Origin of the sequence: Acinetobacter sp. FDAARGOS_494 (assembly GCF_003812225.1) — a bacterium.
GTDB lineage: Bacteria > Pseudomonadota > Gammaproteobacteria > Pseudomonadales > Moraxellaceae > Acinetobacter > Acinetobacter baumannii.
In genome coordinates, this window is the sequence record NZ_CP033866.1 from 281190 (window position 1) to 295897 (window position 14708).

At 39.2% G+C, this 14708-nt stretch carries 13 protein-coding genes and 4 tRNA genes; 6 read left to right on the forward strand and 11 right to left on the reverse strand.

All coding sequences use genetic code 11. The features are described 5' to 3' along the window. Positions 1–77: 77 nt before the first annotated feature. Positions 78–311 (forward strand): DUF2171 domain-containing protein, encoded by a 234-nt coding sequence (locus EG365_RS01420; RefSeq protein WP_001094391.1) that lies wholly within the window; start codon positions 78–80, stop codon positions 309–311. Positions 312–458: 147 nt separating this feature from the next. Here EG365_RS01420 and EG365_RS01425 read toward each other — a convergent pair whose 3' ends face one another. The 3 genes from EG365_RS01425 to EG365_RS01435 form a co-directional block, all read right to left on the reverse strand. After that, on the reverse strand, positions 459–1856 hold the full coding sequence (locus EG365_RS01425) for an amino acid permease (protein WP_001058168.1): 1398 nt from the start codon (positions 1854–1856) through the stop codon (positions 459–461). Positions 1857–1958: 102 nt separating this feature from the next. After that, entirely contained in the window at positions 1959–3527 is a 1569-nt protein-coding gene (locus EG365_RS01430; protein ID WP_000181284.1) for a CoA-acylating methylmalonate-semialdehyde dehydrogenase, read from the reverse strand. Between the two features lie 110 nt (positions 3528–3637). After that, positions 3638–5020 carry an aspartate aminotransferase family protein gene (locus EG365_RS01435; protein WP_001989184.1) on the reverse strand — a complete coding sequence of 461 codons (1383 nt, stop codon included), beginning with the start codon at positions 5018–5020 and terminating at the stop codon, positions 3638–3640. Positions 5021–5117: 97 nt separating this feature from the next. Here EG365_RS01435 and EG365_RS01440 point away from each other — a divergent pair, with 97 nt between their 5' ends. Further along, entirely contained in the window at positions 5118–6035 is a 918-nt protein-coding gene (locus EG365_RS01440; RefSeq protein WP_000802863.1) for a LysR family transcriptional regulator, read from the forward strand. A gap of 57 nt (positions 6036–6092) precedes the next feature. Here the strand turns inward: EG365_RS01440 and EG365_RS01445 are convergent. The 6 genes from EG365_RS01445 to EG365_RS01470 form a co-directional block, all read right to left on the reverse strand. Then, a tRNA-Trp gene (locus EG365_RS01445) sits at positions 6093–6166 on the reverse strand. A gap of 65 nt (positions 6167–6231) precedes the next feature. Then, a tRNA-Leu gene (locus tag EG365_RS01450) sits at positions 6232–6316 on the reverse strand. A gap of 27 nt (positions 6317–6343) precedes the next feature. Then, positions 6344–6417 (reverse strand) — tRNA-Trp (locus tag EG365_RS01455). A 54-nt stretch (positions 6418–6471) separates the two neighbouring features. Continuing rightward, a tRNA-Leu gene (locus EG365_RS01460) sits at positions 6472–6556 on the reverse strand. Positions 6557–6661: 105 nt separating this feature from the next. Next, positions 6662–7465, reverse strand: coding sequence for a protein kinase domain-containing protein (locus tag EG365_RS01465; RefSeq protein WP_000912071.1), 804 nt, complete (start codon positions 7463–7465; stop codon positions 6662–6664). Further along, a complete protein-coding gene (locus EG365_RS01470; protein WP_000461855.1) occupies positions 7452–8960 on the reverse strand; it encodes a DUF3336 domain-containing protein in 1509 nt (502 codons plus the stop codon). The genes EG365_RS01465 and EG365_RS01470 overlap by 14 nt, the downstream gene beginning before the upstream one ends. 178 nt (positions 8961–9138) lie before the next feature. Between EG365_RS01470 and EG365_RS01475 the strand changes: the two genes are divergently transcribed. Next, positions 9139–10020, forward strand: coding sequence for an ATP-binding protein (locus EG365_RS01475; protein WP_000190819.1), 882 nt, complete (start codon positions 9139–9141; stop codon positions 10018–10020). 103 nt (positions 10021–10123) lie between these two features. Beyond that, positions 10124–11227 carry a DUF6670 family protein gene (locus EG365_RS01480; protein WP_000744455.1) on the forward strand — a complete coding sequence of 368 codons (1104 nt, stop codon included), beginning with the start codon at positions 10124–10126 and terminating at the stop codon, positions 11225–11227. A 2-nt stretch (positions 11228–11229) separates the two neighbouring features. On the opposite strand, the gene tsaD is transcribed toward EG365_RS01480, so the two are convergent. Then, positions 11230–12240 carry a tRNA (adenosine(37)-N6)-threonylcarbamoyltransferase complex transferase subunit TsaD gene (gene tsaD / locus EG365_RS01485; RefSeq protein WP_000636263.1) on the reverse strand — a complete coding sequence of 337 codons (1011 nt, stop codon included), beginning with the start codon at positions 12238–12240 and terminating at the stop codon, positions 11230–11232. 145 nt (positions 12241–12385) lie between these two features. Between tsaD and rpsU the strand changes: the two genes are divergently transcribed. After that, positions 12386–12601 (forward strand): 30S ribosomal protein S21, encoded by a 216-nt coding sequence (gene rpsU / locus EG365_RS01490; RefSeq protein ID WP_001136722.1) that lies wholly within the window; start codon positions 12386–12388, stop codon positions 12599–12601. Between the two features lie 26 nt (positions 12602–12627). Continuing rightward, positions 12628–13074, forward strand: coding sequence for a GatB/YqeY domain-containing protein (locus tag EG365_RS01495; RefSeq protein ID WP_000209410.1), 447 nt, complete (start codon positions 12628–12630; stop codon positions 13072–13074). Between the two features lie 90 nt (positions 13075–13164). Here the strand turns inward: EG365_RS01495 and EG365_RS01500 are convergent, their stop codons facing one another. Next, complete coding sequence (locus tag EG365_RS01500) at positions 13165–14592, reverse strand: M48 family metalloprotease (RefSeq protein WP_002000697.1); 1428 nt, start codon at positions 14590–14592, stop codon at positions 13165–13167. Positions 14593–14708: the final 116 nt, after the last annotated feature.

Genomic DNA, 14708 nt, shown 5'->3' on the forward strand with positions numbered 1-14708 from the left:
AAAAATTAAGGATTTCTGCTGTTTTATCCAGTAATTTAGTTTCTACCGTTTTTCTATTTCCAAAGAAGAGGTCAAAGATGAATACTTTAAATATTAATGATATTAAAAAACATGCAGACGTTATTGCTTCTTGTGGCACCAAAGTAGGAACTGTCGATCATCTTGAAGGTGAAAATCAGTTAAAACTCACCAAAGATGAAAATGATCAACATCATCTTATCCCTACTTCATGGATTGGGGAGGTAAAAGAAGATCAAGTCATTTTAAATAAAAACTCAGAAGAAGTTAAAGAAAACTGGCAAGCGATTTAAACGTCTTTGCTTAGTTAGCTTTTAACTCTTTATATTATTATAAAAACCCACCTACAATTAAAATAAAATAATTAGAATTAAAAAAGTAAAAAGCTCCTTTTTATTAAGGAGCTTTTTATTTATATCATTAAAAATTAATTTAATATTTTATAAATTACTCTGATTGATCGCAACCGAACGGGTTGCTTTACGCTTTCGGGTCACAAACAAACCGCAAACCACCACACCTAAGGTTACACCTAAAGATAGAGTCGTTTCATAACTATAGGCTGGTGAGAAGAACATATAAGCCAATACACTTAAAATAATGATAATCACAAACCAAGTCAGCCATGGGAATAACCACATTTTAAATGGAATTTCCGCTCCAACTGCTTCTAGCTTATGTCTTAAACGTAGTTGTGAAAACGCAATAACCAAGTACACGAGTAAAGCAATTGACCCTGTGCTTGAGAGCAATAAGCCAAAGACTTTTCCAGGAAATACATAGTTTATGACACAGCACACTAAACCAATAAAAGTTGAGGAAAACACCGCAATTGCTGGTACACCAGCATAGTTCACTTTAGTGACTGCCTGCGGTGCTTCATTGCGTGTTCCCAAACGAAATAACATACGAGAAGACGTATAAATTGCCGCATTCATACAGCTCGCTACGGCGATAAACACGACCGTATCAATAATAAGTTTAGTGCCCGGTACGTTTAAGCTCATTAAAACGTATTGGAATGTCCCGTACTTTTGTAAGTCCGGTGAACGCCAATCGACAAGTGAAACCGCAATAAACATTGAGACCACGAAAAAAAGAATAATACGGTACAACACCAAATTGGTGGCACGTCTAATTTTCTGTTTAGGGTTAGATGACTCTGCTGCGGCAATCGAGACAATTTCCACACCAAAGAATGAAAATGCCGTAATTAAAATGGCAGCTAAAATGCCTCCCATCCCGTGCGGCATAAAACCAGCGTTGTTGTATAAATTAGCAACACCACTGACATTTTTAGCTAAAGGCCAAATACCTGAAATTGCCAAAATACCAATAATAATGAAACCAATAATGGCAACCACTTTGACCAAAGAAAACCAGAACTCAAACTCACCAAAACTTTTGGTACTAAAAAAGTTGGCTAAGCTTAAGAACACAATAAAGCAAAACGCATAGATAGAAACTGAAACGCTCGGAAACCACGAATGTAAAATTTCAGCACCTGCAATGGCTTCTACCGGAATCGCAAGTACCCAAAACCACCAATACAACCAGCCAATGGTAAAGCCTGCCCACGGGCCAATTGCTTTACGGGCATAGGTAGAAAATGAACCAGTGTCCGGCTCTAAAACGGCCATTTCACCTAACATGCGCATCACTAGAAAAACCATAATGCTGGTAATCAGGTACGCAAGAATCACCGCTGGGCCTGCTTTGGCAATTGCAGAAGATGAACCGACAAATAAACCAGCACCAATAACACCGCCAATACTAATCATTGTGATATGGCGATTTGAAAGTCCTTCGCCTAATTTTTTTGTTCTATCATTATTCATATTTCATTCCTTAAAAATATATCCATCAAAACGATCTATTACATTTCAAAATCCTACAGTCATGAAAAAAGGGAAAACGGCTGTTTTCCCTAATAATAAAAATTAATTTAAAGTTGGCATTGAAAATTGTTTTGCTTCACGGACTTGAGCAGATGGCCAACGCTGTGTAATGGTTTTACGGCGTGTGTAAAAACGGACACCATCTGGGCCATACGCATGTAAATCACCAAACAGTGAACGCTTCCAGCCACCAAAGCTATGATAAGCCACAGGTACTGGTAAAGGCACATTAATACCCACCATACCGACTTGAATATGACTGCTAAAATAGCGTGCTGCCTCACCGTCACGGGTATAGATACAAGTACCGTTACCATATTCATGGTCATTAATGAGTTGCATCGCTTCTTGCATGGTATTTACACGCATAACTTGCAACACAGGACCAAAAATCTCTTGCTGGTAACTGGTCATGTTTGGTGTGACTTGATCAATTAAAGTTGGCCCAACAAAGAAACCTTTTTCATAGCCTGCCGGTTTTGCATCGCGGCCATCGACCACAATTTTTGCGCCTTGCTGCTCTGCGCTTTGAATATAAGCCTGCACTTTGTCTTTATGCGCTTGGGTAATAAGTGGCCCAAAGTCGTTGCTTGCATCTGCATAGTGGCCGAACTTCAATTTTTTCATTTCTTGAGTCAGCTTATCAATCACAACATCGGCAACTTCATCTCCAATGGCAACTGCAACCGAAAGTGCCATACAACGTTCACCAGAAGAGCCAAAAGCTGCACCTAATAATGAAGTCACTACGTTATCAATATCGGCATCAGCCATAATGATCGCATGATTTTTTGCACCGCCTAATGCTTGGCAACGTTTACCCGTTGAAGTCGCGGTACGGTAAATATATTCAGCAATTGGTGTTGAACCCACAAAGCTGACTGCCTGAATGCGAGGATGATGCAATAAAGCATCTACCGCTTCTTTGTCACCATTCACCACGTTAAACACGCCGTCAGGTAAACCTGCCTTTTTTAAAAGTTCAGCAAGGAATAAAACCACTGAAGGTGCTTTTTCAGAAGGTTTTAAAATAAAGCAGTTACCGCAAACCAGTGCCATTGGGAACATCCATAACGCCACCATGGCCGGGAAGTTAAACGGTGTAATTCCAGCCACAACACCTAACGGCTGGAACTCACTCCATGAGTCGATATCTGGACCGACATTTTTTGAAAACTCCCCTTTTAAAAGCTCTGGTGCACCGCAAGCGTATTCAACATTTTCAATACCACGTTGCAGTTCGCCTTGAGCATCATGAGAAATTTTACCGTGCTCTTGCCCAATCAAAGCGCAAATCTTTTCGGCATTTTGCTCTAATAATTGTTTGAACTTAAACATGACACGTGCACGTTTAATGACTGGTGTATCTCGCCATGCAGGAAATGCTTGCTCGGCTGCCTGAACTGCTTCATTTACCGTTTGTGCATCTGCAATTTCGACTTCTTTACTAATTTCACCCGTCGCAGGATTGTAAACTGGCTGTTTTCTTGCCGTTTTAGATACAATTCTTCCTTGAATGAAATGCCCTAGCACTTTTTTGGCTTGTTCACTCTGCGTACTATTTTCAGTTGAAACTTCGTCATAGCTAAAATCTTCTAGGCCATTTGTCATTGTTGTTACTCCTTACTACAATTAGTTTTCAGATCAAACTGTATTTTTCATTTAGATTTTGAAGATAGGTCTGTTGACATTACAGACCCCGATAAAATGCCTAATAAACTTTAATTCACTTGATAAAGTGCATCGCCCACAGCATTCATTAAGCGGTCAATATCTGCTTCTGTACTGTTAAACATTGGACCGAACTGAAGCGTGTCGCCACCAAAGCGAACATAGAAACCTTCTTTCCAGAGTTTCATACCAAGCTCAAAGCCTCGGATGGTGGCATCACCATCACGCGGAGCTAACTGCAAAGCACCAATCAAGCCACAGTTGCGAATGTCTAAAATGTGCGGTGCGCCTTTTAAACCATGCAGCATTTTTTCAAAACTTGGTGCCAACGCTGCCGATTGAGCCAGCAGGTTTTTCTTCTCTAAAATTTCAAGCGCAGCTAAAGCGGCAGCACAAGCAACCGGATGTGCCGAATAGGTATAGCCGTGGGTAAATTCAATGGCGTGTTCTGGTAAGTCTTGCTGCATAAACGCAGAGTAAATTTCATGGCTTGCCACCACACCACCTAAAGGAATGGCACCGTTGGTGACTTGTTTCGCAAAGTTCAAAATATCTGGCGTAACTCCGAAATATTCCGCCGCAGTCCATGTTCCTAAACGACCAAAACCTGTAATCACCTCATCAAAAATTAACAAGATGTCATGCTGATCACAGATCTCTCGTAAACGTTGTAAATAGCCTGTTGGCGGTACAATACAACCTGCCGAACCGGAAATAGGCTCCACAATGACGGCTGCAATATTTGAAGCATCATGTAGCTCAATTAATTTAAGCATTTCATTGGCAAGTTCTACCCCGCCTGTTTCTGCACAGCCTTTGGTAAAAGTTAAATTCGGCTGTAAAGTATGTGGTAAATGGTCAACATCCATAAGCTGACCAAACATTTTACGGTTGCCGCCAATCCCACCTAGACTTGTTCCCGCAACGTTTACGCCATGGTAGCCACGGGCACGACCAATCAATTTGGTTTTACTTGGTTTGCCTTTAATGCGCCAATAGGCGCGTGCCATTTTTATAGACGTATCTGCCGACTCCGAACCTGAGTTGGTAAAGAAAACGTGTTGTAGTTTTTCAGGCATATGCTGAACAATTTTATCTGCCAGCTTAAAAGAAAGCGGATGACCAAATTGGAAAGCCGGTGAGTAATCGAGCTGACCTAACTGAGCGCTCACCGCTTGTTGAATTTCGGGCAAGGTATGACCTGCACCACACGTCCATAAGCCTGAAAGTGAATCGAATATTTCACGGCCAGAATCATCAATCAGATAAGACCCTTTGGCACCCACAATCATACGTGGGTCTTTAGCAAAGTTTCGGTTTGCTGAAAAAGGCATCCAGTGCACCTGATAATTTATGTGCATATTATTATTAGTTTGAACCGCATCCAAAGTATGTTCTGAGTCGCTAAATTTATCCGTATCAAACATAACCATTCCTGTTTATTTTCAAATTATGGTTTGAGTGTACATAGCGAGATAAGTTTGATAAATTCAAATTATCTTGAGTTTAGATTTAAAAAAACAAAACTAAATGAAACCTAAAAAATTAAATCAAGTCACTGATTTTGATATAAAACTTCTAAAAATATTTAAAACGGTTTGCGACTGTCACAGCTTTACATCTGCCGAAAGTATTTTAGGTATTAGCCGCTCTGCCATTAGTTTGCATATGAGTGATTTAGAAAATCGTTTGGGCATTCGGCTATGTCAGCGAGGCCGTGCCGGATTTGCCCTGACCGACGAAGGGCGGGAAATTTTAGAATATATTGAAGTGCTCACAGCAGCGATTGAAGACTTCCGTTCTAAAGTCAACCAAATGCATAACCGCCTTAAGGGTGAGTTTAATATCGGCATTATTAACAACCTTGTAACTATGCCTAGAGGCTATATCACCAACACCTTGACTCAACTTGCCGAAGAACATGCCGAAGTTATTATTAATATTAGTATGAGTACTTTGTCAGATATTGAATGCCGCGTACTCGATAACCGTTTACATGCAGGTGTTATCCCCCTTGTTACACCTTTGTCCGGTCTAGACTATTTTGATTTATATAGTGAAAGTTCATTTTTATATTGTGGCAAAAATCATCCTTTATTTAACCAATGTAGCAACATTCATTTAAATGAATTAAAAAAATGGCAAGCTATTCTTCCTAATTATGCCATTACCTCGGAAGCGGCCAAGTTGCATCAGCTTTTAGATTGTAAAGCGACCGCAAGTGACCGCGAAGGTATTGCCTTTCTCATTTTAACCGGAAAATTTTTAGGTTTTTTACCCGACCACTATGCAAAAAAATGGGTTGAAGACGGTGTTATGCAGCCTGTTTTAAAAGACAAAATGCACTACAGCACCCCTATATGCTTAATTACTCATAAGGGTAAAAATCACAATAATATTTTAAAAACCTTTATGGAAATGCTTGAGAAGCGAATAGCTAACAATTAAAGGTAGGTACTGATATTGAAATAAAAAAGCTCCACAAAAGGAGCTTTTTTAGAATCTTGGCAGAGGATCAAGGACTCGAACCTTGACGAACGGTTTTGGAGACCGTCATGCTACCATTACACCAATCCTCTATAGACAATTAAATCATTCAGATTTAATCATAAAAAAAGCAAGATCATCGTCTTGCTTCTTTCTATGGTGGGGGCGAAGAGACTCGAACTCTTACACCTTGCGGCGCTGGAACCTAAATCCAGTGCGTCTACCAATTTCGCCACGCCCCCATCTGGGACATTTATTTAAAATAAATGTGGCAGAGGATCAAGGACTCGAACCTTGACGAACGGTTTTGGAGACCGTCATGCTACCATTACACCAATCCTCTTCCGAGATCTAGATGTCTTAACATCTATATCAAACTTTAAGACTTAACTTAAAGTGGTGGGGGCGAAGAGACTCGAACTCTTACACCTTGCGGCGCTGGAACCTAAATCCAGTGCGTCTACCAATTTCGCCACGCCCCCGATGGCTGTGTATATTAGCGATAAGATCTAACAGTGACAAGTGTTTTTTTTTCAAAAAAAACTGACCGAGTAATTTGTATACAGTTACTAGATCAATGATTTTTATCAGGTTGAGAGCGCTTTTAAGCAATTTATCGCTTCATGTACATTTGAAAACCGGTTTTGCTGCTGTTTTTGTAACAAGCCTGAAAGTAGTGGCAAGAAAATTTGGAACGAACTTGGTAATTCCACATTTAATTTTTGACAGTGCAATACCGCCCACTCATGGTAACTATTTGCTTGTAAACGAGTTTGTGTTAACCATTCATACAATACGATTCCCAATGCATATAAATCACTTTGAACGGTTTTATTGGCACCATGAAATAGCTCTGGCGCCATATACCGTGGTGTAGCATCAGTTATTGGATCAGGGCTTGAAACAAGCCGTGTTTTTTCAAAGTCAATTAAATAAAGCTCTTGCTTAAACTTTCGAAAATGTTCTTTTTTAATATCACCATGAATCCATCCTAACTCATGAAGCTCTGCTAACTTAACAAGTGTCAGATAGATTTTCTCATTTATATTTTTTAAATTTTGCTTTTGATCTAAATCATCAAACCAACAATCTGTATCCGGTAAAACTAATACTCTTCCTTGAAATTGTGGTTGTTGAGAAACAGTACTGCCCTCGATAATTTTAAATGGCAAAAGCCAATTCGCTTTTTTATATGTAATATCTACATAAAATTGCAATTCATGCAAAAAATCTTGCTCACTTTGAGCATGTACATTTGGCAAATGAAATTTTAACCAGTAGGAATCAGCACCTATAGTACATGTCCATAGATGCCGTCCTAAAGCTTCACTTCTAGGCTTTGTCGCACATTTTAGGTTTTCTATATGAGAAGCAAAATCATGCTTCAGCATAATAAGATTCTGGCTGTTGTTTCTTTTCTTCAAAACGTAAAACTTCTAAACAGTGCTGAATCGTTTTACCAATACGCGCGTGCGTTTCAATAGAAGAGATTTTCGGCCAAGTCGCGCGCTCACCTTCTCGCTGTAAACGTTTAAACAAATGTGGGCGTGGGTTTTGTAGCGTATAGGCATAATGTTTTAAGCTATATTTAGCAATAATATTAACATCACCATAATAGCGCTGCCCTACTACGCCATATCCATGATCGAGCAGTCTTCTTACGGGTGAAATTGCGCCTAATCTTTGACGTGTAAAGTCCATCAGCCCCATTGAGAGTACTTTACCTTGGCGTCTTAAAATTCGTTCAGGCCAACTTAAAACGTCTTTACGGAAACGGCGCGCATCATCTTGCATAAACGGTACAACATGCGGATTCACTTGACTGGCAATGGTGTAGTTTAAATTATAAAGTCTTGCCATTCTTTCTTGTGGGAAATCGCTACGTACACTGCCGTCCACCCATTTAGTATTTGCCATATATGGAGTATGTTCACCATCATAACGCTTACTGGTTAAACGCACAGGTGGAAATAAAACTGGCACAGCACAAGAAGCCAATACCGCACTCCAAACCAAAACATTTGGAGTCATAATCGCATTCATAATTCGAGGGTTTTCAGTTGCATCGTACGGCGCAACAGCGACATTAATATTCAAACCTGATTTTTTGAATGCTTCTTCAAAAGTAAGATCACCTAAATTTTCAATTAAGAATTTTTTTAAATAGTGAACATCGGCAATCCCTCCATTCCCTTTTATAAGTTCACGAAGTTTTCTAAAGTGAAAAGCATCACTAAAAAATTGCTCACCATTTAGCAAGTTTTGGATATCTTCACTGGCAGAAATTCCCAACATACCCGTCATAATGGCGCCCGCACTTGAACCAGACAGGACTTTAGGCATTAAATCTTGTTCAATTAAAGCCTTACATACACCGGTATGAAAAAGACCTAAGGTTGCTCCGCCCGAGAACATAAGAGCAGGCTGTCCATATGCTTTTTCACAGTTTTCAAAAAATTCGATTTTTTCTTTTCTTTGGAATGTAATACATTCACTAGATGCAATATAAGCCAAGCTTTGGCTGACTTCTTCAATATAATCTTCAATTAGTTTTTTTGTGCCTACATGTGTGGCAGCAAACAACATAGGGTGACCAATATTTGCAATATCGTAGGTCAACCCTTCTTTTAAAAGATAAATCAAATCTAAAGTGCGGTGCTGCTGACGGTATCTTTTCAGTAAAGTGTAACGATAAGAAATGAGCTCGGCATCGAAGTAAGGCGAACTATTATCAAACTTCCACTCTTGCGCCCCAGTTTCTTCATCCAGTTTTAATGCAAAAGACTTCCACTCTTCATAAGATTCAGCCATGTCTAACTGACGTTGTAATTTTTTGATACGGTAAGCCTGATGCGGATTCATATCACTTCGTATTTTTTCAAACATATTTCGTCCTCATCTTCACAGATGATTTTACTGAATAGACATGACAACACTATGCGCGGTCTGAACATTTCAATCAATTGCAAAACCGATAAACTGCATGAGTCGTATCTTTTTTGTCAGCTTGCAAATTTCGGTGTTAGTATCCTAGTAAATTACTGTTTAACATGATTGATTAACCATGGCTACCATTGATTTACCCGACAATTTAGTTCAAACCTTATCACTTGTATTAAATCAGTTACAGCAGGTCTTACCTGAACCGAAACAAGAGACCGATTTTACTGCCCCTGCTTTTAGATGGGAAAACCAGCAGCTTAAAGCTATTTATACACCTAAAAATATTTATCTTGATGACTTAAAAGGCATCGAAAGACAAAAAGAAAAGATCATTCAAAATACTTTGCAGTTTTTAAATGGCTTACCGGCAAATGATGTACTTTTAACGGGTTCACGTGGTACGGGTAAATCCTCTATTGTTCGTGCTTTACTCACGGAGTATGCACCTCAAGGATTACGTTTGATTGAAATTGAACGTGATGATTTAGCAGACTTACCAAAAATTCAAAAAATTATTCAAAACCGACCTGAAAAATACATCGTCTATTGTGATGATCTAGCATTTAATGCTGAAGATGAAAATTACCGTAGTTTAAAAAGCGTATTAGATGGTTCCTTACAGTCGGGTTCAACAAATTTTATTATTTATGCGACCAGTAACCGTCGTCACTTATTACCTGAGTTCATGCATGAAAACACCCCTGTAACCAAAGTAGATGTGCCTCAATATACTGAGCTTCATCCGCAAGAAGCGATTGAAGAAAAGATCTCTTTGTCTGACCGTTTTGGTTTGTGGTTATCTTTTTATCCAATGGATCAAAACTTATATTTAGAAATCGTAGAGCATTATCTAGATAAAGCAAACATGCCTTTTAATGATGAAGTTCGTGCTGAAAGCTTGCGTTGGTGCCAAATGCGGGGTCAGCGCTCTGGTCGAGCTGCTTATCAGTTTTCTAAGCATTGGATTGGTTTAAACGCCTTAAAAGATTTGTCTAACAATTAAATAAAATGTCCCGCAAAGCCTTAGCTTTGGCCTATAAACCGCTTAGCTTTGGCAGTTGTTTTTCATAACCTAAAACAAAGATAGCCCTTCTTTAGGTTTATATATGAAAAAACAATTGCCAAAAATTTCTACAACAAGTAAAGCGCTTGCTAAAAGTTTATTACTTGCACAAGGCGTTTTAGACCAAGCAAAAAAATATTCAACTCTTCCTTTTACTCAAACTCATATCATCCGTCCACGAATTGACGAAAAATATTATAGCTGGACACACTACGGTATCTTTTTCCCACTTTTACCAGAGCCGCATCGTTACTTAAATATTATGATTTTAATCGGTACGCCCGGTGCACTTGCTTTTGACCATGATGACATCATCACTGGAAACCCGAGAAAAACCGCTACTTTCTTTTCAAGCACAGCTGCTCTGGAACAAGCTTTACTGAAGGCCTATATCATTTCTGAAGATACAAAAATTAATAAAGATGGAACCTTAATAGAACTAGGTCAGGAAATTTCAATTCAAGGAAAATTTCCACACATCCATATTAATGGACATTATGATGGGTTTGATTTCGACTTTGATATCGATATCACTTCACATGTTTCATGGTTTATAAAAACACCAATCTATGATCATTTTAGTTTATTGGCAAAGTTTAAAGGTTTTTTAAACTATCAAGCAAAACGCATTGAAACCCAAGGACTTTGTACTTACGAATATGCACGAGCAGTGGGTCCTCACTCCATTACAAATAAACTTATTCCTGATGCATATAAACTGCCACTTGATTTTTTTACTTATCAAATTATCAATTTAAACGAGGCCACTCAACTTCTTCTTACCAAAGCCGATATTGCAGGACAAACAGCTGCATACACCCTGCATATTAGACATCTGGACCAGCCAGCTGAAATTTACACAGATGTAAGCTTTGATATTATTTCGCATCAAGTTGATGACTTCGTTTCACCTAGTGGGCAAAAAATGCGACTTCCAAAATATTTTTCATGGATCGCTCGAAATGATGCAAAGCAAATTATCTTAAACATTCAGGCAGAAATTGACTGCCCATTCCGCTATGGTCATGGGCGAGGTTATGCAAGTAGCTATATATTTACTGGTCATTATTTTGGCAATGAAGTTCAAGGCCGTGGATACATCGAATATATTGATATCGAAAATCCACAAGCCTTTGAAGATGAATAATCTTACTCAGGAATAGTAAGTTCAGTCATTGGCCAACGTGGTGTAGTAGTGACAGCTAAACCATCATGCTGACCTGCTTTTAAACGCTGATAACCTGCAAATGCAATCATTGCACCATTATCAGTACATAAAGCAGGTTCTGCATAGTAAACCTGAGCTTTAATTTTCGCCAATGAAGTTTCCAACTGTTCACGTAATCGTAAATTTGCACTTACCCCACCAGCAATTACTAAACGCTTAAGCCCAGTCTGCTTTAAAGCTTTTACAGATTTTTTTACTAAGGTATCTACAATGGCTTCTTGGAATGAAGCAGCAATATCAGCATCACGGTTTTCGCCGTTCAATTTTTTCAACTGAACAGAAACTGCCGTCTTTAAACCACTAAAAGAAAAGTCTAAGCCCTGATGAAGCATTGGGCGTGGAAATTCAAATGCTAAAGGATCACCAGATAACGCCAACTTAGCAATATTTGGTCCACCCGGATATGGCAGATTCATCATTTTTGCGACTTTGTCGAAAGCTTCACCTGCCGCATCATCAATTGACTCACCTAATAGCTCATATTGACCAATACCATGAGCTGCCATCAATTGTGTATGACCACCTGAAACAAGCAATGCAACAAATGGAAACTCAGGCGGTTGGCTTGAAAGCAAAGGAGCCAACATATGGCCTTCCATGTGGTGAACACCAATTGCCGGTTTATTAAGTGAAAATGCTAAAGTTCTTCCAAACAAGGCTCCGGTCATTAACGCTCCCATTAAACCCGGGCCACGCGTATATGCGACTGCATCAATTTCCTGTTTCTTAACACCACTTTGTTCAAGCAGCTGATTCATTAAAGGAATAAGCTTACGAACATGGTCACGAGAAGCTAACTCTGGAACCACACCACCATATTCGGCATGAAGTTTTATCTGGCTATAAAGAACCTGTCCCCGTAAGCCGAGTTCGCTATCATAAAGTGCCAACCCTGTTTCATCACAAGAAGTTTCCAAGCCTAAAACAATCATCAAAACTGCCTTTTATATGAGTCAAAATATTGCAATCGCTATTATAGACTTGTGATATGAGTTGTAAATGAGTAAAATACTGACCTTCACTTGTGATCTGGCGCAATGGTGTGCCTGATCTTATCCATAATCTAGAGGATTTTACATGCCACAAGTTAAGTTGAAAGAAGGCGAACCAGTTGACGTAGCTATCCGTCGTTTCAAACGTTCATGCGAAAAAGCTGGTGTTTTAGCTGACGTTCGTAAACGCGAATTCTACGAAAAACCAACTCAAGAACGTAAGCGCAAAAAAGCTGCTGCAGTTAAACGCTACCAAAAGAAATTGGCTCGCGAATCTGTACGTACTACTCGCCTTTACTAATTAATTTGTGATTGACTGCTAACATTATGACTACTTTAAAAAACCAAATTACTGATGCATTAAAAACTTCTATGCGTGCCAAAGATATGGCAACAGTGACGGTTTTGCGTAGTCTACAAGCAGCAATTAAGCAAATCGAAGTCGATGAGCGCATAGAGCTTGACGACGCTCAGGTTCTTGCGGTCATTGAAAAGCAAATTAAACAACGTAAAGAATCGATCAAAGCCTTCGAAGGTGCTGGTCGTGATGATTTAGCTAGTAAAGAACAAGCCGAAGCTGAGGTTTTATCTCAGTTTCTACCAGAAGCTATGACTGAGGAAGAGCTTGATTCTCTCATTGAGCAAACGATTGCTGCTCAAGAAGCAACTAGCATGAAAGATATGGGTAAGGTGATGAATTCTCTACGTCCGATCATAGCCGGGCGTGCCGATCCTGCTCAAGTTTCAGCAAAAATTAAAGCTAAATTAGCTTAATCCCCTCTCTTCTTATATATCCTTAAATTAAACTTTCTTATAAGTTTAAGTATATTTATGCCTGTGAAAATTCCAAAGTTATCTTAGACCTTAGATTTTCATTCGTCGCTCATCTTGCATTTGCTTTAATCGACTATCTATTCTGGCTGACATGGCCTGATTACCTTTTGCAAGACGTTGTGCATGCAACATCGATTTAATTGCATCCTCTTCACTACCAGACCAGTACTGTGCTTCAGCACGATATCGCAATACATTCACAGCTCTTAATGGCGAATTTTTATCCAAATTGGCTGCTTGTTGTAATAATTGCCAACCTTGAATATCTCGGGCATTTTTATTAATAAAACGCTGCACCAAAGTTTGCACTTGAGCATATTTACCTTGACGTAATAAAACCTCAGCCAATTTGTAGCTAAAAGCTTTATTTTCAGGCATTGTCATTTGCAAGGGAGCAATTGAATTATAGGCCTGATCAAGTTTATTCTGGCCTAAATAAATATCTGTTTGAATTAAGGCAACTAATGGCTTACCGCTTGATTTCGCCTGCTCCAACGTTGCTTGGGCTTGAGTATAATCACCTTGTTTAAGATAGAAAGCCGACAAAGCCAATAAGCCTGCCAGATTTTTTTGCGATGCCAGACTTTGCAACTGATTTTCAGTAGCTTCTCCAGCAACCACCATGGTATACCATTTTAAAATTTCAAAATCGACATCATATATTCGACTTTTAACTTTAGGCATCTGGTTTGCTCTCAAGCGAGCCTCACTCATACGTTCAGATGTAAGAGGGTGAGTCAGCCAAAAATCTGGTAAAAAACTTACACGGCTCGTCGCTCTATGCATCGTTTCAAAATAATCCGCCATGCTTTGCGGGTTATAACCAGCGGCATACATATATTGCATACCAATTCGATCCGCTTCACGCTCTTGATTACGACTATAAGTGAGCTGTTTATCAAGAAGTGCTGCTTGTGTACCCAACATAACAGCAGCACCAGCGTCTCCACCAGCCTGGGCAGCTAAAGCCACCCCTGCTAATAAACCAGCCAAACTTAAAAGAGTTTGTCCTTTAAAAGCTTCTTCCGAACGACTAAAGTGCCTTTGCGAAACGTGAGCAATTTCATGGGCCATTACCCCCGCAATTTCATCAATATTTCGTGCCGATGAGATAAGGCCAGTATTTAATGCAAATAACCCACCTGGAACAGCAAATGCGTTAATTTGTGGGTCTTTAATTACAACCAGAGCGATCGGCTGCCCCAGCTGAGTTTCACTTAAAATATTAGAGAAAACTTGAAAAAACTGATCTTCTAGCCATACATCCTGTATAACCGACATTTGCTTATGAACTTCACGGAAAACTTTTTCGCCAATAAATTTTTCTTTCTGTTGGTCGAGCAGCCCTATTCCACTTCCAATATTTGGAATTTCAACCTGCCCAGAAGCTGGTTTGGGGTCAAAAGGATTAGCGTAAGAGGCATTTGTTATCAAAGCCAAACTTAAAATAACTGGCAAAAATTTCAAAAGTTCTTCTCTTATTAAAAATTAAAATAACAAAAAAGCCCATCAATATCATGCTTCAGTTATTTTGCATCATATCAACAGGCTTTCACTATAACATTGAAAATAGA